The sequence below is a fragment of the Hydrogenophaga sp. Root209 genome, from assembly GCF_001428625.1.
Classification (GTDB): Bacteria; Pseudomonadota; Gammaproteobacteria; order Burkholderiales; family Burkholderiaceae_C; genus Hydrogenophaga.
This window is the reverse complement of record NZ_LMIE01000001.1, coordinates 301,691-320,425: the sequence shown is the minus strand read 5'-3', so window position 1 is coordinate 320,425 and position 18,735 is coordinate 301,691. Positions and strand designations below refer to the sequence as shown.

At 63.6% G+C, this 18,735-nt stretch carries 15 protein-coding genes, 1 pseudogene and 1 riboswitch; of the genes and pseudogenes, 5 read left to right on the top strand and 11 right to left on the bottom strand.

Annotation, left to right across the window (positions count from 1 at the left end):
• The first annotated feature begins 53 nt into the window (after window positions 1–53).
• On the top strand, window positions 54–455 hold the full coding sequence (locus ASE11_RS01575; protein ID WP_056264829.1) for a helix-turn-helix domain-containing protein: 402 nt from the start codon (window positions 54–56) through the stop codon (window positions 453–455).
• A gap of 9 nt (window positions 456–464) precedes the next feature.
• On the opposite strand, the gene ASE11_RS01570 is transcribed toward ASE11_RS01575, so the two are convergent.
• The 4 genes from ASE11_RS01570 to ASE11_RS01555 all read right to left on the bottom strand — a co-directional run bounded on the left by ASE11_RS01570 (window position 465) and on the right by ASE11_RS01555 (window position 4,625).
• The gene (locus ASE11_RS01570; RefSeq protein WP_082585439.1) at window positions 465–1,787 is read right to left on the bottom strand and encodes an FAD-dependent oxidoreductase; all 1,323 of its coding nucleotides are present in this window, start codon (window positions 1,785–1,787) and stop codon (window positions 465–467) included.
• Window positions 1,784–2,932, bottom strand: coding sequence for an acyl-CoA dehydrogenase family protein (locus tag ASE11_RS01565; protein ID WP_056264826.1), 1,149 nt, complete (start codon window positions 2,930–2,932; stop codon window positions 1,784–1,786). Before ASE11_RS01565 ends, ASE11_RS01570 begins: the two co-directional genes overlap by 4 nt.
• A gap of 197 nt (window positions 2,933–3,129) precedes the next feature.
• Window positions 3,130–3,690, bottom strand: a complete 561-nt coding sequence (locus tag ASE11_RS01560; RefSeq protein ID WP_056264823.1) for an OsmC family protein — start codon at window positions 3,688–3,690, stop codon at window positions 3,130–3,132.
• Window positions 3,691–3,731: 41 nt separating this feature from the next.
• A complete protein-coding gene (locus tag ASE11_RS01555; protein WP_056264819.1) occupies window positions 3,732–4,625 on the bottom strand; it encodes a sulfurtransferase in 894 nt (297 codons plus the stop codon).
• 311 nt (window positions 4,626–4,936) lie between these two features.
• Here ASE11_RS01555 and ASE11_RS25120 point away from each other — a divergent pair, with 311 nt between their 5' ends.
• Window positions 4,937–6,271 carry an AAA family ATPase gene (locus tag ASE11_RS25120; RefSeq protein ID WP_082585438.1) on the top strand — a complete coding sequence of 445 codons (1,335 nt, stop codon included), beginning with the start codon at window positions 4,937–4,939 and terminating at the stop codon, window positions 6,269–6,271.
• Window positions 6,264–7,103 carry a DUF4435 domain-containing protein gene (locus ASE11_RS25115; RefSeq protein WP_082585437.1) on the top strand — a complete coding sequence of 280 codons (840 nt, stop codon included), beginning with the start codon at window positions 6,264–6,266 and terminating at the stop codon, window positions 7,101–7,103. The genes ASE11_RS25120 and ASE11_RS25115 overlap by 8 nt, the downstream gene beginning before the upstream one ends.
• 15 nt (window positions 7,104–7,118) lie before the next feature.
• On the opposite strand, the gene ASE11_RS01545 is transcribed toward ASE11_RS25115, so the two are convergent.
• Window positions 7,119–7,337 (bottom strand): hypothetical protein, encoded by a 219-nt coding sequence (locus tag ASE11_RS01545; RefSeq protein ID WP_056265604.1) that lies wholly within the window; start codon window positions 7,335–7,337, stop codon window positions 7,119–7,121.
• Between the two features lie 89 nt (window positions 7,338–7,426).
• Window positions 7,427–9,028, bottom strand: a complete 1,602-nt coding sequence (locus ASE11_RS01540; protein WP_056264813.1) for a sigma 54-interacting transcriptional regulator — start codon at window positions 9,026–9,028, stop codon at window positions 7,427–7,429.
• A 64-nt stretch (window positions 9,029–9,092) separates the two neighbouring features.
• Window positions 9,093–9,191, top strand: a riboswitch (S-adenosyl-L-homocysteine riboswitch).
• A gap of 31 nt (window positions 9,192–9,222) precedes the next feature.
• On the opposite strand from ASE11_RS01540, the gene metH reads away from it, so the two are divergent.
• Entirely contained in the window at window positions 9,223–11,964 is a 2,742-nt protein-coding gene (gene metH / locus ASE11_RS01535; protein WP_082585468.1) for a methionine synthase, read from the top strand.
• Window positions 11,965–12,053: 89 nt separating this feature from the next.
• A complete protein-coding gene (locus ASE11_RS01530; RefSeq protein WP_056264809.1) occupies window positions 12,054–12,455 on the top strand; it encodes a DoxX family protein in 402 nt (133 codons plus the stop codon).
• A 120-nt stretch (window positions 12,456–12,575) separates the two neighbouring features.
• Here the strand turns inward: ASE11_RS01530 and ASE11_RS01525 are convergent, their stop codons facing one another.
• From ASE11_RS01525 to ASE11_RS01505, 5 genes and pseudogenes are all read right to left on the bottom strand, one after another.
• Window positions 12,576–14,015: an NAD-dependent succinate-semialdehyde dehydrogenase gene (locus tag ASE11_RS01525; protein ID WP_056264806.1), complete on the bottom strand. Its 1,440-nt coding sequence runs from the start codon at window positions 14,013–14,015 to the stop codon at window positions 12,576–12,578.
• 73 nt (window positions 14,016–14,088) lie between these two features.
• A complete protein-coding gene (locus ASE11_RS01520) occupies window positions 14,089–14,412 on the bottom strand; it encodes a hypothetical protein (protein ID WP_056264803.1) in 324 nt (107 codons plus the stop codon).
• 268 nt (window positions 14,413–14,680) lie between these two features.
• The gene (locus tag ASE11_RS01515; RefSeq protein ID WP_056264799.1) at window positions 14,681–15,223 is read right to left on the bottom strand and encodes a hypothetical protein; all 543 of its coding nucleotides are present in this window, start codon (window positions 15,221–15,223) and stop codon (window positions 14,681–14,683) included.
• A gap of 18 nt (window positions 15,224–15,241) precedes the next feature.
• Window positions 15,242–16,813: a hypothetical protein gene (locus tag ASE11_RS01510; protein ID WP_056264795.1), complete on the bottom strand. Its 1,572-nt coding sequence runs from the start codon at window positions 16,811–16,813 to the stop codon at window positions 15,242–15,244.
• Window positions 16,814–16,944: 131 nt separating this feature from the next.
• A pseudogene (locus tag ASE11_RS01505) lies at window positions 16,945–18,255 on the bottom strand (YifB family Mg chelatase-like AAA ATPase); the annotation flags it as partial.
• Between the last annotated feature and the right edge of the window lie 480 nt (window positions 18,256–18,735).

The window sequence follows — 18,735 nt, the reverse complement described above, 5'->3', positions numbered from 1 at the left end:
AGCATACAACACGATGTTGATTCGAAACGCAGCCGAAAACTAGCGTTCGGTGCATGGAACACAAGCTCGAATTCGCCCAGCGGCTGCGCGATGCCATGGCGGCCGCCGGTCTGGAGCCACGCCCCGGCGTGCTGCTGAACCTCTTCAACGCGCAGTACTGGGGGCGCTCGGTGTCGTTCCAGGCGGTGTCACGCTGGTTGCGTGGCGAGGCGATTCCCGCGCAGGACAAGCTGCTGGTGCTGGCCGAGATCCTGCGGGTGGAGCCCGAGGTGCTGCGCTTCGGCCAGGCCGTGCGCCACCGGGTGCAGGAGAGCCGCAAACGGTGGGACGAAGGCGTGAGCTACCAGGAGCGCGAGGTGTTCGACGCCTTCCTCAGCCTGCCCGCGCCGCAGCGCAAGCTGGTGCGGGAAGTCATCCTGGCGTTGGCGCAGGTGCAGGCCGAGCGCAAGGGCTGAGCGCGAGGCTCAGTGCAGCGTCAACGGCCGTGACGTCGTCTTGACCCGCACCACCGCTGCGCGCGGCTCATAAGGCGCGGGCGTGGTGCCGCAAATGTCGGCTGCGATGGCCCTCGCCTGCCGCGCGATGGGTTCGATGAAGCGGCTGGGTTGGCCGTTGATGGCGATGCAGTCGCCCATGGCGTGGATGAGTTCGTTGCTCGTCTTCAGGTTTGCCGGGTCCACCGCAATGCCGTTGTCCCACTTCAGACCCGCGCTCTGCGCCAGGCGCGGCGGTGTGGCCAGGCCGGCGGCGGCGATCACCTGGTCGGCGGCGAAACGCTGGCCGCAGGTGGTGGTGATGCGGTAGCGGCCCGCCAGCTGCTCCAGCTGCGCCACCTGCACACCCCCCACGAAGTGGATGGCCAGGTCTTTCCAGGCGTCGAGCAGTTGGCCGCCCGCGCCCTCGGCGCTCCAGCGCGCCAGCGGCTCGGCCTGCACGTCGAGCAGGGTGATGCGGTGGCCGCCGAGGGCGAGGTCGTTGGCGAGTTCGCTGCCGATCAGGCCGGCGCCGACGATGGTCACGTCCTTCGGTGTGTCTCCCAAAGCTGCGCGCAGCCTCTGGTACGCGGCGAGGTGGTTGATGCGCCAGCACAGCGCCGCTGGCAGCGCGGCTGGCAAATTGGCCTGTGCGCCGTGGGCCAGCACCAGCCGATCAAAGCGCAGCACGCCGCGTGTGGTGCGCAGCTGCTGCGTGTCGGCGCAGATGCGCACGGCGTGGGTGTGGCTGAGCAGGCGCACGTTCAGGCGCGCAGCCGCTGCCGCGCCGCTTTCCTTCACCAGCTGGTCCAGTGCCGTGCTGCGCGCCATGGCAATCGACAGCATGGGCTTGTCGTACACGTCGCCCGCGCAGGCCGTGACCACGGTGATGGGCAGGTCGGCATCGAGCGCTCGCAGGGCTTCTGCCATCTGCCAGCCGGCGCGCCCGGCGCCAACGATGACCACACCCGCCGCGCCGCGTGTGGCCACCGGGGCGCTGCCCTGGATGCTGGCGCGCAGCGCGTCCAGGCTGGGCGGTGTGTAGGGCGTGAAATCGGCTTTGGTCACGCCGCACAGCGGGCAGGCCCAGTCGTCGGGGATGTCGGCGTAGCGCGTGCCGGGGGCCAGGCCGCCGTCGGGGTCGCCGTCGGCTTCGTTGTAGATGTAGCCGCAGGCGTCGCAGATGTACTGCTGCCAGGGTGCGAGGGCTTGCACGGAGGCTTCTGGTGAGGGCTTCGACAAGCTCAGCCCGAACGGTGGGGTGTGCAGATCGGACGGAGGGGTGGGCAGGGCCACGGGCAGAAGGGCGTTCATGCCGGCATCACCTCGGCAGACAGCCGCGCAATCTCCTTGCGCAGGTGTTTGATGGCGGGCGTGACGATGGCCACGAAGTGAGACTCGCGCACGCGGCGCTGCACGGCCGAGCTCATGAGGTAGCCGCGCGCACCCTGGTGCAGCAGAGCCGACTGCGCGGCGCGCAGGCTCAACTCGGCGCCGTGGGCGCGCGCGTCGAGCACGTCGATGAAGAATTCCACCGACGGGTTGTAGGGTGTCTCGGCCAGCTTCATCACACGCTCGGCGAGCGCATCCAGCTCGGCCTGCAGCGCGTCGGGCCGGTCTTCCAGAAACTGGTTCACGTGGCCCAGCTGCGCCTCCACCTCCCAGATGGAATCGATGGCGCCCTGCGTCACACCCACCGCCATGCCGCACTGGAGCATGACGAAGGCCGCGCGGATGCGGGCAATGAAGGGTTTGGCGGCGTCGGCGATGACGTCGTCGGCGCCAATGAAATGGTCTTTGAGGCGCAGCGCGTAGGTGCCCGTGCCTTCCATGGCCGAGAAGCTCGGGCATTCGCGCAGCTCCACGCCCGGCGCGCCGCAGCGCAGCAGAAACATCACCTCGCGGCCGATGAGCTCGTCGCCATGCACCACCGCGGCAATGGCGCCGCAGGCGTGGCCCGGCCCGAGGTTGCTCACCCAAGGCAGCGCGCCGTTGACGATGTAGCCACCCTCCACCGGCGTGGCCTTGAGCAGCAGGCTTTCGATCTGCGCGTAGCTCTTCATGGGGTTGGACAAGGCCGTGCCGCCCAGCGTGTCGCCGCGCACATGCGCCATCAGCGCTTCGCCGTTCAGCGCGGGGTTGCCCGACTGCTGCATGTACAGGCCGCACACGGCCTGGCACCACATCATGAAGCCGGTGGCGCCGCACACGCGCGAGGCCTCGGCCATGGCGCGGATCGACAGCCCGAAATCACCCGGGCCGGCCTCGCCGTGCAGGTGCGCGCTCATGGCGCCCAGCGCGGCGAGCTGCTGCAGTTCGGCGCGCGGGTAGTAGCCGGTGCGGTCGATGGACTCCACCACCGCCGCCAACGGGCCCTGCGCCACCTCGCGCACCGCGGCCAGCAGCGCGTTGGCCGATGTCTCTAGCGTCAGTTCGCGGGGGAGGTCATTCGGGTTCATTCGGACTCCAACATGGGGGTAGGCCCTTCGACAGGCTCAGGGCGAACGGAGGGGGTGCTCAGGGCGGACGGAGAAGGAGATTGGGGTGCACGGAAAATCCCGTTCGGGCTGAGCCTGTCGAAGCCCAGCTCGAACGAGAAAACCTCCGTTCGGGTTGAGCTCCGTTCGTCCTGAGTCTGTCGAAGGGGCCGAAGCCTTCAGGCCAGCGCGATCTCAAACGGAATCGGATTGCGCATGCTGTTCGCCACCGGCGAGTAGAAGTTCGCGTGCTGCACGATCTCGTCAAGCACCTCGCGCGGCGCGTCGCCCTCCACCACCACCTTCACCCGGATCGCCTGGAAACCCATCTCGACCGGCAACTTCTCCAGCGCGCCACCGGCGCCCCACGCGGCGGGGTTGCCGATGTCGCCTTCGAGGAACACCTCCAGCTTGCTCAGCTTCACGCCCTTCCAGGTGGCCACCGCCGTGATGCCCACCGCGAGGCATCCACCCAGGCCCGAGAGCACGATCTCGCCCGGGGCCGGTGCCGTGTCTTCGCCAAACAGGTGCAGCGGCTCGTCCACCACCACCGGGGCATGGTTGCCCACGGTGGAGAGGGACCGGTACTGCCCCTCCATCACGGTGTGGACCTTGTTGGTGCCACGGCTGGCGGGGTTGGCCTTGCCCTTGGCGGCAAAGGCCGCGAGGCCCTCGCTGTCGATGGGGCGCAGGTAAGCCTTCACAGTGGTTACGGGCTCAAGCGTGTCGGTAACGGACATGGTGTCTCCAGGGTTTCAGGGGGCGGGGAAAAAGGGAAGGCTCAGGCGGCCAGGGCCAGCGCGGGCTTTTTGCTGGACTTGGCCAGCGGCAGACCAGTCTCGATCGGCAGACTGTCGTCGCGCGACCACTCGTTCCACGAGCCGAAGTACATGCGCACGTCAGAGAAGCCGGCCTGCTTGAGCGCCAGGAAGGTGTTGGACGCGCGCGCGCCCTTGAAGCAGTAGAGGTAGATGGTGTCGTCGGTGGTGATGCCGGCGGTGGCGCACTCGGCCTTCACCTCGTCGGGCGTCTTGAACACCGGGCCTTGCGCCGAAGGCTTCATGAAGCGGTACCACTCCAGCCACTTGGCCCCGGGCAGGCGGCCTTTGCGGGGGGCGAAGTCTTTGCCGTAGGGCGACGACGATTCGCCGATCCACTCGTCGATGTCGCGCACGTCGAGCAACACCGTGTCGGTGCCCAGCGCGGCCTTCACGTCGTCCTGCGTGAGCATCACGTCGGCCGTGGGCAGATCGCTCGGGAAGGTGGCGGGGGTGGGCGTGGCCGCCGTGGTGGAGACCGGCAGGCCGGCCGCTTTCCAGGCGCTGAAGCCGCCGTTGAGCACCTTGATCTTGGGGTAGCCCAGCCAGGTGAGCAGGTAGTAGCCCCGGCACGACTGGCCGTAGCCGCTGTTCATCGCGTCTTCGTAAAACACCGCCGTTTCCTTGCCCGACAAACCGGCCGCGCCGAGCGCTTCGGCAAACGTGGCCTTGAGCGCCTGCAGGCCTTCGGGCGTGGAGGTGGCGAGATACGTGAACACCTCACGCAGGTTCACGGCACCGGGAATGTGACCGGCGGCAAAGGTGTCGGCGTCACGCGTGTCGATGACCACGACGGGTTCGGACGACTGCAGCGCAGCAAGCTGGGCGGGGGCGATCAGGGTGGCTTCAATGCTCATGGAGACCTCGCGGAAGTGGCGGCAGGCGGGATTGCCTGAGGTCTCTAGCGCAACCTGCGTGCCAGGGGGGCAAGCGGGTGTGTCAACGCTGGAAGGGCGTTGAATTTGTTGGGTTTATTGGGAGTAGGGGCGGGGAGGCGATAGCTGCCCGGCGATGCCTAGGTGCGCCACTGTGTCGACACAATGTCAACACAGTGGCGTATGCGGCCAAAGGCGATCACCGAATCTCCTCGTCGCATAGCACTTGAACGCTATAGTGATTCCAGAAAATCTTTACACAATCGCTCAAGCTGTCTTTGAAACCAAGAGCAATGGTCTCAAGGCTGCATTTTTATCTCAGTGCACTTCACTTCGGGTTCTACTCAATGTTCAAACTTAGCTCAATTGAAGTCTCAGGATTTTGGCAGTCGAGAACTGCTTCAGCTCACTTCCGCGATGACGTGAACATCATCATCGGAAAAAACGGCACGGGGAAAACAACGTTCATGAACATCGTTCATGCAGTTCTCGCAGTTGACGTAGAAGCCATGTATGAAAATCCATTCAAAAAAGTCGTCCTTACTTTGAGTGATGGACAGCGAACTCGGACAGTCCGCGCTGCTCGGGTCGACTCAAAATCTTCGCCTTACCCCACGGTTGACTATCACATCTCAAATCGTCGCTTCTCTGCAGTTTTGATTGGAGCGGACGACGGTAGGGCAATGCCCCTAGCTCTGCGTAGAAGAGCTACCGAAGATATTCAGCGAATCAAGGCTGAACTGGGCAGGTTGGTATCTGTTGCCTCGCTTTCCGTTTATCGAATCGGTGGTGAACCTGATCCCGAGGCTCGTGAACGAGCTCCGAGAAGATATGCATCCACAGTAGACGTACGTTTGCAAAGCCTTATGCAGCGCCTCACGCAGTACCAACTAGAACTATCCAATGCCGCAAGAGAAGTATCCATCAAGCTTCAACGAGATGTTTTAACCTCTTTGCTCTATACGGAGATAAAAGAGCGAGACAGAGGCTACATTCTTGATTTTGATGAAACAACGGAACGACAAAATCTTGTTTCGGCCTACAGACAACTTGGCGTTGGCGGCGCTGAAGTCTCAAAGAAGATACAGGATCACATTTCTGCAGTTGGAACTACTATAAAAAACATCGAAATCGCTTCGGAAAAGAAAGGTGATGAAAAAGCGATTCGCGAACTCAAAATTGATTTCGCAGCTCTTGAAGCATTTAAACTGACTCGAGCTGTAGTAGCCAAATCACTTGATGCAGAATCCAGAACAAATGATATCTTTAGCCAAGTAACCCTATTTATTTCGACATTGAAATCATTCATTGCCGATAAAGAATTTTCGTTTAGCGGCGGTGAATTAGTCGTTATTTCTGAGGGGTCTGTACCTCTTGCGAAACTCTCGTCGGGCGAAAAGCAGCTTTTAATTCTATTTATTGAAGCCTTGCTACAGCGACAACGCCCTTTCATTTTCCTCGCTGATGAGCCAGAACTTTCTCTGCATATTGCTTGGCAACGAAGCATCCTTACTGCGATTCGAGCTTTGAATCCAAACGCCCAAATAGTTGTAGCCACGCATTCCCCTGAAATCGCCGGAAAATTCAAGCAATGCTTGTTGGACATGGAAGACATACTCCATGCCTGATCTCTCATATTCGGACGATGCACTAAACGTACGCAACGCCTTTTTTGGTGCCAAAACCATCATTTATGTTGAGGGTGATGATGACGTACTGTTCTGGCACGAGGTGTTTTCTCAAGTGGCTGACGAACATTTTGAAGTAGAGCCAGTTGGAGGAGCGCCGACATTAGATGACTACATTCGAAAGATTTCATCAGGACAACTTATAGCTATTGCCGCCAGAGACGCAGATTTTTTGCGCATATTGGGGACCTGCTCTCAAGATCCACGAATTGTCTATACGCGCGGGTACTCTGTTGAAAATAGCCTGTATGTTACCGAATCAGTTACGAAGCTAGCTCGTGCGTGGTGCAAAACAAGCGATATCTCGGCTAGCGTTTGCCAATCCTGGATCGAAGAATTTGCCAAATGTATTGCACCACTTGTCCATCTTGATGTAGCAAATACCATTTCCGCCTCCGGCTTGGCGACAATAGGAGATAACTGCAGCAGATTTATGACTAGTTTGAATTCTGCCGCCTTGTGTCCACAGAAAATTGATGAGGCGGTCTCAGGAATAATTTCAAAAATACCTGGGAGTGCAATCTCATCGGCTAACGCTGAGGTAGGCGATACAACAGAGAACATCCTCGTCTATCTTAGAGGACATTTTCTCGCTTCTGCCATTCATCGATTCATAGTGAAACAGGCAAAATTATTAGGGCGCAAAGTAAGTATTTCCGCTGAATCGCTATACGCAGCATCCATTGCGCTTTTTTCTGCATCTTTAATGGGCAGCCATCCCCATAGCACTCACTATCTCGAAACGGCCAAGACTGCATGGCAGGCCGTTTAGCCGCATCGCCCGGCCCTATCGTCCAATCAGATCATCCCCATCCAGCGCAGGCGGCCGCAGCAGGTCCTCATCGATCCCCATGACCGCGCTCGCCCGCTCCACCGCCCGCCACAGCAGGGGCGGCATCTTCAAGATCTCGTCGGGCGTGTCGGCTTGCGCAATCCAGCTGCTGATTTGTTGGTGCTCGTCGGGGGTCAGCAATGCCAGGTTCAGCATTTCGTCGATGGTTTTCATGGCGGCTTCTCGCAAGTCTTGGTCAATGGCGCTGATGCTGTCACACATCCGTTGCGCCGGTTTTCACTGCAACCGTTCAACCCCACCCTTCATCGCAGCCCCGCCTTGCGCAGCCGGTAGCTGAACTGCCGCAGCGTGAGCCCCAGGCTTTGGGCGGCCTGGGTTTGGTTGCCTTGGTGGCGCAGCAGGGCGTCTTGCAGGGCCTGCGGGCTGTGTGAGCGGGCGCTCAGGTATTCGCGCACGGTGCCGGCGGGCAGGGGCCGGCCGGGCGGCGGTTCGGCGGCGGGCAGCGGCGTCAAGGACTCGGGCATGAAGCGCTCCAGCGCCACGGCGGTCACGCGGGTGTGGTCGGTGAGCAGCACCAGGCGTTCGATGAGGTTGCCGAGTTCGCGGATATTGCCGGGCCAGTCGTGCGTTTCCAGCCGCGCCATGGCCTCGGGGGCCAGGTGCACGTTGCGCTCGTGGGTCTGGTTGGCGCGGTTCACAAAATGCAGCGCGAGCGCGCGGATGTCTTCGCGCCGCTCGCGCAGGCTGGGTAGGCGGATCGGGATCACGTTGAGCCGGTAGTACAGGTCTTGCCGAAACCGCCCGGCCTGCACCTCGCGCGCCAGGTCGCGGTTGGTCGCGGCCACCAGTCGCACATTCACCTTCAGCTCGCGCGTGCCGCCCAGGCGCACCAGCGTGCCCTCTTGCAGCGTGCGCAGCAGCTTGCTCTGCATGGCCAGCGGCAGCTCGCCGATCTCGTCCAGAAAAATGGTGCCGCCGTTGGCCTGCTCAAACCAGCCCGCGCGCGCGGTGTTGGCGCCGGTGAAGGCGCCGCGCTCGTAGCCAAACAGCTCCGACTCGAACAGCGTCTCGGGAATCGCCGAGCAGTTCACCTTGATGAAGGGCTGGTCGTGCCGGCCGCTGGCCAGGTGCACGGCGCGGGCAAACAGCTCCTTGCCCGTGCCCGACTCGCCCAGCAGCAGCACCGTGGCTTGCGATTGCGACACGCGCTCCAGCTCGCCCAGCGCCTGCAGCAGCGCGGGCGAGCGGCCGATGAGCCCGTAGCGCGCGGTGCTCGTGTCGAGCGCGCGGGCCAGGGCGGCGTTGCGTTCTTCAAGCTGGCGGGTTTCTTCGGCCACCAGCTGCTCCAGCTGCAGCAGCTGGCCGGCCAGCGTGGCCAATATGCGCAGCACGGCCAGGTCGTCGTTCAAGTGGCGCTGGCGGCTGCGGATGCGGTGGCAGGCGAGTACGCCGATGGTGGCGCCGTTCACCTCGATGGGCAGCGCGATGAAGGCCACGGTCTGCGGTGGCAGCTGGCTGCGCGGCACACAGCGAAACAGAAAGAGCGGTTCGGCGTCCACGTCCTGCACGATGGCGGGCAGGCCGGTCTGCAGCACGCGCCCGGTGATGCCCTCGCCCCAGCGGTACACGCCGCTGGCCACCTGGCCGGCGGTGAGGCCGTAGGCGTGGCGGATGGAGGCCGTGCGCTCAGCCTCGTGCGGCGCGTCGTCGGCCAGCACCATGCGCCCGCGGTTCAAGCCGAGCAGCTCGCTCATCAGGTGCAGCATCTCGCGCAGCACGAAGGCCGGCGCCAGGCTGCGGCCCACCAGCTTCATCACCTCGCGCATGAGCAGCAGCTCCTGGGCGTGCCAGTCGGTGCTGGCTTCCAGGGCTTCGGCCAGGGGGTCGTTGGTGTTCGGCGGCATGGGTGCCGGGTAAGCAAGCATCGCACCAGAAACCGCCCGGAGGCCCCGCACGCTAAAATCCACCCCTCTCAAGGAGCGTTGCAGCGCCGGCGGGCTTTCACAGCCCCCACCGTGCGTCAGGCTTGAGTGGGCATGAACAGGCCCAAAACGGCGCTCACCAGTCTGTTGTCTGCAAAACTGCCTTGGTGAGCCGCATGTCCGAATCTCTCTCCCCTTCCGTTTCCGTTTCCGTTCCGCCCATGGTGCTTTCCGGCCTGGAGCCGCTGCGCATTGGCCCCGACAGCCTGTTCGTGAACGTTGGCGAGCGCACCAACGTCACCGGCTCCAAGGCCTTCGCCCGCATGATCCTGAACGGCGAGTACGAGCAGGCGCTGGCCGTGGCGCGCCAGCAGGTGGAAAACGGCGCCCAGATCATCGACGTGAACATGGACGAGGCCATGCTCGACAGCAAGGCCGCGATGGTGAAGTTCCTCAACCTGATCGCGGGCGAACCCGACATCGCGCGCGTGCCGGTGATGGTGGACAGCTCCAAGTGGGAGGTGATCGAGGCCGGCCTGCGCTGCGTGCAGGGCAAGGGCGTCGTCAACTCGATCAGCATGAAAGAGGGCGTGGACGAGTTCAAGCGCCAGGCGCGGCTGGTCAAGCGCTACGGCGCGGCCGCGGTGGTGATGGCGTTTGATGAAAAAGGCCAGGCCGACACCTACGAGCGCAAGGTCGAGATCTGCGAGCGCGCCTACCGCGTGCTGGTGGACGAGGTGGGCTTCCCGCCCGAAGACATCATCTTCGACCCCAACATCTTCGCCATCGCCACCGGCATCGAGGAACACAACAACTACGCGGTCGACTTCATCAACGCCACGCGCTGGATCAAGCAGCACCTGCCCGGCGCCAAGGTCAGCGGCGGTGTGTCCAACGTGTCGTTCAGCTTCCGCGGCAACGACCCGGTGCGCGAGGCCATCCACACCGTGTTCCTGTACCACGCCATCAAAGCCGGCATGGACATGGGCATCGTCAACGCCGGCATGGTGGGTGTGTACGACGAGCTTGAGCCCGAGCTGCGCGAACGGGTGGAAGACGTGGTGCTGAACCGCCGCGCGGACGCTGGCGAACGCCTGGTGGACGTGGCGGAGAACGCCAAGGGCGCGGCCAAGGACGACAGCAAGAAAAACGAGTGGCGCGCCCTGCCGATCCGCGAGCGCCTGAGCCATGCGCTGGTGCGCGGCATGAACGACTTCATCACCGAAGACACCGAAGAAATGTGGCGCGAGATCGAGGCCGGCGGTGGCCGCCCGCTCAATGTGATCGAAGGTCCGCTGATGGACGGCATGAACGTGGTCGGTGACCTGTTCGGCCAGGGCAAGATGTTTTTGCCGCAGGTGGTGAAGAGCGCGCGCGTGATGAAGCAGGCCGTGGCGCACCTGCTGCCCTACATCGAGGCCGAGAAGCTGGCCCAGGTGGCGGCCGGTGAAGACGTGAAGCCCAAGGGCAAGATCGTGATCGCCACCGTGAAGGGCGACGTGCACGACATCGGCAAGAACATCGTCACCGTCGTGCTCCAGTGCAACAACTACGAGGTGGTGAACATGGGCGTGATGGTGCCCTGCCACGAGATCCTGGCCATGGCCAAGGCCGAGGGCGCCGACATCGTGGGCCTCTCGGGCCTGATCACGCCCAGCCTGGAAGAGATGCAGTACGTGGCCGGCGAGATGGAGAAGGACGCGCACTTCCGCGAGAGGCAGATCCCGCTGCTGATCGGCGGCGCCACCTGCAGCCGCGTGCACACCGCGGTGAAGATCGCGCCGCACTACAGCGGCCCGGTGGTCTACGTGCCCGACGCCTCGCGCAGCGTGGGCGTGGCGCAGGGGCTGCTGTCTGACCAGGCAGCGCAGTACATCGCCGAACTCAACGCCGACTACGACAAGGTGCGCACCCAGCACGCCAACAAGAAGCAGGTGCCGCTGTGGCCGCTGGCCAAGGCGCGCGCCAACAAGACACCCATCAACTGGAGCGCCTTCGAGCCGAAGAAGCCGCGCTTCATCGGCAAGCGTGTGTTCAAGAACTTCGATCTCAACGAGATCGTGAAGTACATCGACTGGGCGCCGTTCTTCCAGACCTGGGACCTGGCCGGACCGTTCCCAGAGATCCTCAAGGACGAGGTGGTGGGCGAAGAGGCGCGGCGCGTGTTCAGCGACGGCAAGCGCATGCTGCAGCGCCTGATCGAAGGCCGCTGGCTCAGCGCCAGCGCGGTGGTGGGCCTGTACCCGGCCAACAGCGTGAACGATGACGACATCGAGCTCTACACCGACGAGAGCCGCAGCGAGGTGGCGCTCACCTGGCACGGCCTGCGCCAGCAGACGGAGCGCTTCGAGGTCGACGGCGTGATGCGGCCCAGCCGGTGTCTGGCCGACTTCGTGGCGCCCAAGGGTGTGGCCAACGACTACGTGGGCGTTTTTGCCGTCACTGCGGGCCTGGGCGTGGAGAAGAAGGAAAAGCAGTTCATCGACGACCACGACGACTACTCCGCCATCATGCTCAAGGCCCTGGCCGACCGCATGGCCGAGGGCCTGGCCGAGTGCATGCACCACCGCGTGCGCACCGACCTCTGGGGCTACGCGGCCGACGAGGCGCTGAGCAACGAGGAACTCATCAAGGAAAAGTACCAGGGCATCCGCCCGGCGCCGGGTTACCCCGCCTGCCCGGACCACTCGGTCAAGCGCCCGATGTTCGAACTGCTGCAGTGCGAAGACATCGGCATGGCGCTGACCGAAAGCCTGGCCATGACACCGGCAGCCAGCGTGAGCGGCTTCTACCTGGGCCACCCCGAGAGCACCTACTTCAACGTCGGCAAGATCGGCGACGACCAGGTGGCCGATCTGGCGCAGCGCAGCGCGGTGGCCGAGAAGGAACTGCAGCGCTGGCTGGCGCCGAATCTGTAGGCCTTTTTCAACGGCGAGCGGAACCGAAGGCGACCTTGCAGGTCAGCTTTGGGGAACCCTTTCTTCCCCCTTCAACGGACTTCAAACACATGAACGCACTCAACAACCTGTTCAACCAACCCCGCCTTGGCGTGATCCTGCTTCGCTGGACCCTGGCCATCCTCATGATCTTTCACGGCTGGGCCAAGGTGATGGGTGGTGTGGGCGGCATCGAGGGCATGCTGGTCGGCCAGGGCCTGCCCGGCTGGCTTGCCTATGGCGTGTACCTGGGCGAACTGGTGGCGCCGCTGATGTTGCTGGCTGGCGTGTGGGTGGTGCCCGCGGCGCTCATCATCGCGACCAACATGGCGTTTGCCGTGGGCCTGGCCCACATGGGCCAGTTCCTTGACCTGGGCGCGGGTGGTGGCTGGCGGCTGGAGCTGCAGGCGTTGTTCTTCATGACCGCGCTCGTTGTGGCGTTCACGAACAAGCTGGGCCCAAATAAAGGCTGATGCCCGCAGGCTAAATCCTGCGCCAGTACCGTTCGGGCTGAGCCTGTCGAAGCCCTGCGAGCGCAAGCACTTCGACAGGCTCAGTGCGAACGGGGTCCGCGGCTCGAACGCGATTCTGCTTCAGACGTTCATGATTGAAATGGCGCGCGCGTTCAGGTAAGCCTCCATCGCCTCCGGGCCGCCCTCGGAGCCGTAGCCCGAGTCCTTGAGGCCGCCGAAGGGCATTTCGGCCGACGGCATGGCGGGCATGTTCACCCACAGCATGCCCACCTCCACGCGGCGCGCCAGCAGGTCCGCGTTCTTCAATGAGCTGGTGAAGGCATAGCCGGCCAGGCCGTAGGGCAGGCGGTTGGCTTCCGCGATGGCCTCGTCCAGCGTCTTGAAGCTGCGCACGGCGGCCATCGGGCCGAAGGGCTCGTCGTTGAACACGCGCGCGTCAAGCGGCACGTCGGTCAGGATGGTGGGTTGCCAGAAGTTGCCTTCGTCACCGATGCGTTCGCCGCCCGAGGCCAGCGTCGCACCGCGTTCCACCGCGTCCTTCGTGAATTCGGCCATGGCCGTGACGCGGCGCGGGTTGGCCAGCGGGCCCATCTGCGTGCCCTCGGTGGATCCGTCGCCCACGGCCAGGCCGGCGGCGTGTTTCACCAGCGCCGCCGAGAATTCCTTGGCGATGCTCTCGTGCACCAGGAAACGCGTGGGCGAGATGCAGACCTGGCCTGCGTTGCGGAACTTGGCGCCGCCCGCGGTCTTCACGGCCAGCGCGACGTCTGCGTCTTCCGCCACGATCACCGGCGCGTGCCCGCCCAGCTCCATGGTCACGCGCTTCATGTGCTGGCCGGCCAGCGCGGCGAGCTGCTTGCCCACCGGCGTGGAGCCGGTGAAGGTGATTTTGCGGATCACCGGGTGCGCAATCAGGTAGCTGGAGATTTCAGCCGGTGTGCCGTAGACCAGGCCGAGCACGCCAGGTGGCAAGCCGGCGTCGGCAAAGGCGCGCACCAGTTCGGCGGGTGCGGCGGGGGTTTCTTCGGGTGCCTTGACGATCATCGAGCAACCCGTGGCCAGCGCCGCGGCCAGCTTGCGCACGACCTGGTTGATGGGGAAGTTCCAGGGTGTGAACGCGGCCACCGGGCCCACCGGGTCTTTCAACACCATCTGGCGCATCGCGAGGTTGTGGCGCGAGGGCACGATGCGGCCGTAGACACGCAGGCCTTCGTCGGCGAACCATTCAATGATGTCGGCAGCGGCCATGGCCTCGCCCTTGGCCTCGGCCAGCGGCTTGCCCTGTTCCTGCGTCAACAGCGCGGCAATGGCGCCGGCACGCTCGCGCATCAGGGCGGCGGCGGCGCGCATGATCTTGGCGCGTTCGATGGGCGGCTTGTCTCGCCAGACTTCGAAGCCTTTTTGCGCGGCGTCGAGCGCCAGGTCCAGATCGGCCTGGCGGGCGTGCGCCACGCGCCCGATCTCCTTGCCGGTGGCCGGGTTGAAGACGGCCAGCGTTTCGCCAGCGGCGGCGTCGCGCCACTGGCCGTGGATGAAGAGTTGGGTGTTGGGGTAGGTCATGTGGTCTCCTGCTTGCAAAGGGGGAAACCGGAAACCATACCAGTTGGTGCATGGCGCGCGGCAGCAGGGGGCATCAAGAGGGTTGCTCCAGCAGGAGCAGCGTCATCCAGACCACGAGCACCGCCCAGAAATAGAGCGAGGCCACAACCACCGTCAAGAACAGAGGAGCACTCCAGCGGTGCTTCCAGCGGTCCAATCCGTGCATGACCAAGGGGATACCCAAGGGCCACAACAGGCCAGCAACGCCGGTGATTGCAAAATCGAGGTCGTCGGAACTGGGCGAGCACCACATGTCGACGATGGGGCCCGCAAGGCCCACGACGAGCATGCCGAGCGCGGTCATCGTACCGAAGTTGATGAGGATGAGCCACAAGGCAACCTTGATGGACGTTCGCATCAAATCCACCGTAAATCAGGACTCGCACGTGTTGCCAGCTGGCAGCTCGGTAACGCTGCCTGAGCGTGCGCGGTTGTAGGCGAGGTACTGTTTGGCACGCTCATTGGTGTTGGCCATCATCGCTTCAAGATGGCCCATAAGATCAGAACCCTTCTAGCGGTCGGCGATGCGCCCAATTCGTTGGACGAAGCCGCGCCGCCACAGGCAAACAAGACCAAGACCAACGGGACGAGCAGGCAACTTTTCACACGTAGTGAGCAGCGGTGGATCATGGCTCGCAGGTGTTTCCCTCCGGCAATCGGCCGGAGCTGCCCGACACTGCCCGGTTGTAGGCGATGTACTGCCTGGCGCGTTCCTTGGTGTTGGCCATGATGGCCTCGAGCTGACTTCGTAGATCACGGCCCTTCTGGCGTTCCGGCATGAATACATCTCCTAGACACACGATTCCAGCAGCGGATCTTTCCCCCAGAGCCTGAAGGGCTTCCTTGTCATTGAGGTCTGCCAGCAACTTGGCCTGCTGCACACGAGCCATTTGTTGCGCTGCTTTCTTCTGCACATCCGAGATAGGTTGGGCGGCAATCCAGGCATCTATGTCATCGCGGATGCCGTTGTTGTCCGCGTCCGGACCTCGAATGTCACTGGAGCGGTCCAGCTTGGGCAATTGGCTGCTTTCTTCCAAGGCCTTGATTTGCTCGGCCAGTGTGGCCGATGGCGTGCCCGTGTTGCCGGACGATGTGCCACCACCGCCGCAGGCCGACAGCCAGCCGGCGAGTGCCAGCGGGAACAGCGCAGTGAGGGAGTGTCTTCTCATGGGTGTGCTCCTGTGGGATCAGTTAACGAGTGCGTCCAGCGACTGGACGATCAGGCCTCGGGTGCGCGCGTAGGCCGCACGCGCCGTGTCGAGATAGGTGGGCTCGAAGCCGTGACCGCTGCGATCGATCTTGCTCACAGGCAGATTGATGTTGACATCCGGCACGCTGTTGAGACCGGTGACGCGCAGCGCGTTGATGACCAGATCGATGTCAGCGAGCACGTGGTCGCCGCGCAGGGTGGGTGAGGCCGGGGCAACGTGCACCACCTGGGCCTGCGCCTCAGGTTTGAAGGCCTTGAGTGCATCGAAGGCGCTATTGACGAACAAATTGCCTTGCGAGTGGGCCACGAGCACCATGCCGTGGCCTTCATCGGCGTAGCGCCACAGGCGTTCCATGTGGCTGGCCCGGTTTTCGTAGGTGGGCGAGTCCTTGAACAGGGTGATCAGCTTGAAGGTGTCGCGCGCCAACTGGTTCAATATCGCATTGAGGCCGGCGTCCAGCCATTGCAAGAGGGCATTGCCGCTGTTGCCCAGTCGGTCGAGCAACCGGCCGGTGAAGGACGTCTCTTGCTGGTAGCTACCTGCCAGGATGTCCCAGAAGGTTTCCCATCGTGAAGCGAACACGCCACCGAGTTCTCGGGTGCGCTGGTCGAACACCTCGGCCACGTCCTCAAGGCACGACGGCTTGCCCAAGACGCCTTCGCCGCAAGCGGTCTGGTTGTAAAACCAGTCGTACTTGAGCGGAGTGTCCTTGTACTGAGGGCCGAACTCTTCTTCAAGGCGGTCCAGGCTGTCCAGCGCGGCTTCCTGCGTATTCGCCACCCCATTGAAAAACCCGATGACGATGTCCCGCTGGGGTTGCACCACCCAGTTGGCGGTGTTGCCGCAATTCGCACAGCTGGCGACGAACTCGATGCGTTCGCTGGCGGGCTGTGTGGGCACGTATTCGAGCAGCAGCAGGCCCTCATCATTTGTTTGCCACATGAATCCGGCACATGTTCCCTTGCATCTGAGGAAGCCGTGTCGCCCCTGATCGGAGGCCACGATGCTGACCGGCTTGTGGGCAGCGGGGCGCCCGTTGAGGCTGAGGCTCAGCGTGAGGTCGATGGGCGTCAGGTCCTTGTCGATGGTTCTCGAGGAGCCGTCGAGCGAAATGAGGTAGGGGGTGTAGGTGGCGGTGACGCAGCCGCGATGGAAGTTCACGTATTCAGAATGGCGGCAGCTTCCCTGCGCTGTGCATCCGGTCCAGCTGAGGTTGACCGCGTGCACTTCTGCCGTGTACAGGTGCTGGTCGTAGTCAAGATACAGGTCGGTGGACATGGTGATGTCGGGCGAAAGCCACTGCACGAGGGAGCCACCGTTCGGCAGCGTGCCCTGGTCCAGCGGCGGCAACTCGGCCAGGCTGGCCGCGGTGTTTTCTTCCAGCGTGCCATGGCCCCTGTAATACCGGAAATGGCCAATGAACTCGTGTGCGCGTTGTTCGGCCGGGGTGAAGGTTTCCGGCATCGTGTACACGAAATAGGGTACGTCGAAGCATCTGGTTTCTGCGAGCAGCTGGATCGGCACCAGTGCGAACCACAACACGGCCATACGAGCCCACCACCCTGTTGCGCGCGCCCCTTTTTTCACGGTCATCTTGTCCTGCCTCCTTGGTCGCGCGACTCTAGTCAAGGCTGCAGGCTGTGGACCATACTTCTTTCGTAGTATTTCTCCGCGCCGCTTCAACCATTCCTTTGCAACACCCGGCGGTACTGCACTGCCTCGGCCACCTGGGCCACCTCCACTCCTTCCAGCCCCGCCAGATCGGCGATGGTGCGCGCCACACGCAGCGCGCGGTGCGTGCCGCGCGCGCTCCAGCCCAGGCGCGCGGCCGTGGTGTGCAGGAACTGGAGCGCGGCGGGATCTGCCAGCGCGTGTTGATCCAGCGCCCGGCCGGCCAATGACTGGTTGGCCATGCCCTGCCGGGCCTGCGCCCGCTCCCGCGCGGCGACCACACGCTCGCGCACGGCTGCGCTGGATTCGCCCATGCGGTGGGTCAACAGGTGCTCGGACGGCAAGGCCGGCACTTCCACATGCAGGTCGATGCGGTCGAGCAGCGGGCCGCTCAGCTTGCCCTGGTAGCGCGAGACTTGGTCGGGCGTGCAGCGGCAGGCCTGGGTGGGGTGGCCCAGAAAACCGCAAGGGCATGGATTCATGGCCGCCACCAGCTGGAAGCGCGCCGGGAATTCGGTCTGCATGGCCGCGCGCGAGATTCGGATGTGACCGCTCTCCAGTGGCTCGCGCAGGGCTTCGAGTGCAGCGCGGGGGAACTCGGGCAGTTCGTCGAGAAACAGCACGCCGTGGTGGGCGAGCGAGATTTCACCCGGCCGGGGCGGCGAGCCGCCGCCCACCAGCGCCACAGCGCTGGCGCTGTGGTGCGGCGCGCAGGTGGGGCGCTGGCCCCAGCGCTCCAGCTCGAAGCGCGCGGCCAGGGAGGCCACGGCCGCGGATTCCAGCGCTTCGAGCGTGCTCATGGGTGGCAACAAGCCCGCGAAGCGGTGGGCCAGCATGGATTTGCCCGAGCCGGGCGGCCCAAGCATCAGCAGGCTGTGCCCACCGGCCGCGGCGATCTCCAGCGCACGCCGGGCCGCCGCCTGGCCTTTGACGTCGGCCAGATCGGTGGTCAATGGGGCGTGGGCGATGGCCTGGGCACTCAGGCGCGCCCAGCCCTCGTCATCGGGTGGTTCGGTCGCGGCTGCGCTCTCGGGCGCGAAGCGGGCAATCACATCCAGCAGATGGCGAGCCCGGTAAACCCGGGCCTGCGGTACCAGCGCGGCTTCTTCGGCGCTGCCGGGCGGCAGCACGAGGCGGGCGGTGGCGTCAACGCCAGCGTCGCGGTGCAGGGCCAGGCTCATCGCGAGTGCCCCGCGCACCGGGCGCAGTTCGCCGCCGAGTGACAACTCGCCGGCGAACTCCCAGTCGGCCAGGCGCGCTGCGCTGATCTGGCCACTGGCCGCCAGAATGCCCAGGGCGATCGGCAGGTCAAAGCGGCCCGGTATGTGTTAGGTGAACCCTATGGACACTAGGCAGCGCTAACAGGCTTAACGAGTTGCTGCGACCTCACTACCGAGCGATTCCTAAGCGAGTTCTGCAGAACATTCAACTGACCTGACGATGCTTGCGAGGCTTCTGTCGGTTGTCATCCACAATTTCCGGATGCTCCGAAAGAGAGGAAGCACAAATTTTATGCTTGGTGCACAGAGCGAAAACTGGGCGGATCCACTTAACTCTTGCGAGAAGTGTTCTTGGCGCGGACACTGCCCGCGGGCCCCAGAGCCACCAACCTGCAATCTTTCGAAGTAAGTCTGCATTTTCGGTGGACAGCGGAAATTTGTGTGACGAATCATTTCCGTCAAATGAGATTACTTCTTTAACCCCCAACCAATGTGAGATGTCCCATGATGAATCACCGAAGCGACTCACAATACGATCGTTTGCATCAATGACCACAGGAAAGTCAACTGAGGGCGGCC

What these genes read in the sequence shown, in the direction of transcription:
- ASE11_RS01575 (WP_056264829.1), top strand. Translation starts at nt 54, where the DNA reads ATGGAACACAAGCTCGAATTCGCCCAGCGGCTGCGCGATGCCATGGCG.
- ASE11_RS01570 (WP_082585439.1), bottom strand. Translation starts at nt 1,787, where the DNA reads ATGAACGCCCTTCTGCCCGTGGCCCTGCCCACCCCTCCGTCCGATCTG.
- ASE11_RS01565 (WP_056264826.1), bottom strand. Translation starts at nt 2,932, where the DNA reads ATGAACCCGAATGACCTCCCCCGCGAACTGACGCTAGAGACATCGGCC.
- ASE11_RS01560 (WP_056264823.1), bottom strand. Translation starts at nt 3,690, where the DNA reads ATGTCCGTTACCGACACGCTTGAGCCCGTAACCACTGTGAAGGCTTAC.
- ASE11_RS01555 (WP_056264819.1), bottom strand. Translation starts at nt 4,625, where the DNA reads ATGAGCATTGAAGCCACCCTGATCGCCCCCGCCCAGCTTGCTGCGCTG.
- ASE11_RS25120 (WP_082585438.1), top strand. Translation starts at nt 4,937, where the DNA reads ATGGTCTCAAGGCTGCATTTTTATCTCAGTGCACTTCACTTCGGGTTC.
- ASE11_RS25115 (WP_082585437.1), top strand. Translation starts at nt 6,264, where the DNA reads ATGCCTGATCTCTCATATTCGGACGATGCACTAAACGTACGCAACGCC.
- ASE11_RS01545 (WP_056265604.1), bottom strand. Translation starts at nt 7,337, where the DNA reads ATGAAAACCATCGACGAAATGCTGAACCTGGCATTGCTGACCCCCGAC.
- ASE11_RS01540 (WP_056264813.1), bottom strand. Translation starts at nt 9,028, where the DNA reads ATGCCGCCGAACACCAACGACCCCCTGGCCGAAGCCCTGGAAGCCAGC.
- metH (WP_082585468.1), top strand. Translation starts at nt 9,223, where the DNA reads ATGTCCGAATCTCTCTCCCCTTCCGTTTCCGTTTCCGTTCCGCCCATG.
- ASE11_RS01530 (WP_056264809.1), top strand. Translation starts at nt 12,054, where the DNA reads ATGAACGCACTCAACAACCTGTTCAACCAACCCCGCCTTGGCGTGATC.
- ASE11_RS01525 (WP_056264806.1), bottom strand. Translation starts at nt 14,015, where the DNA reads ATGACCTACCCCAACACCCAACTCTTCATCCACGGCCAGTGGCGCGAC.
- ASE11_RS01520 (WP_056264803.1), bottom strand. Translation starts at nt 14,412, where the DNA reads ATGCGAACGTCCATCAAGGTTGCCTTGTGGCTCATCCTCATCAACTTC.
- ASE11_RS01515 (WP_056264799.1), bottom strand. Translation starts at nt 15,223, where the DNA reads ATGAGAAGACACTCCCTCACTGCGCTGTTCCCGCTGGCACTCGCCGGC.
- ASE11_RS01510 (WP_056264795.1), bottom strand. Translation starts at nt 16,813, where the DNA reads ATGGCCGTGTTGTGGTTCGCACTGGTGCCGATCCAGCTGCTCGCAGAA.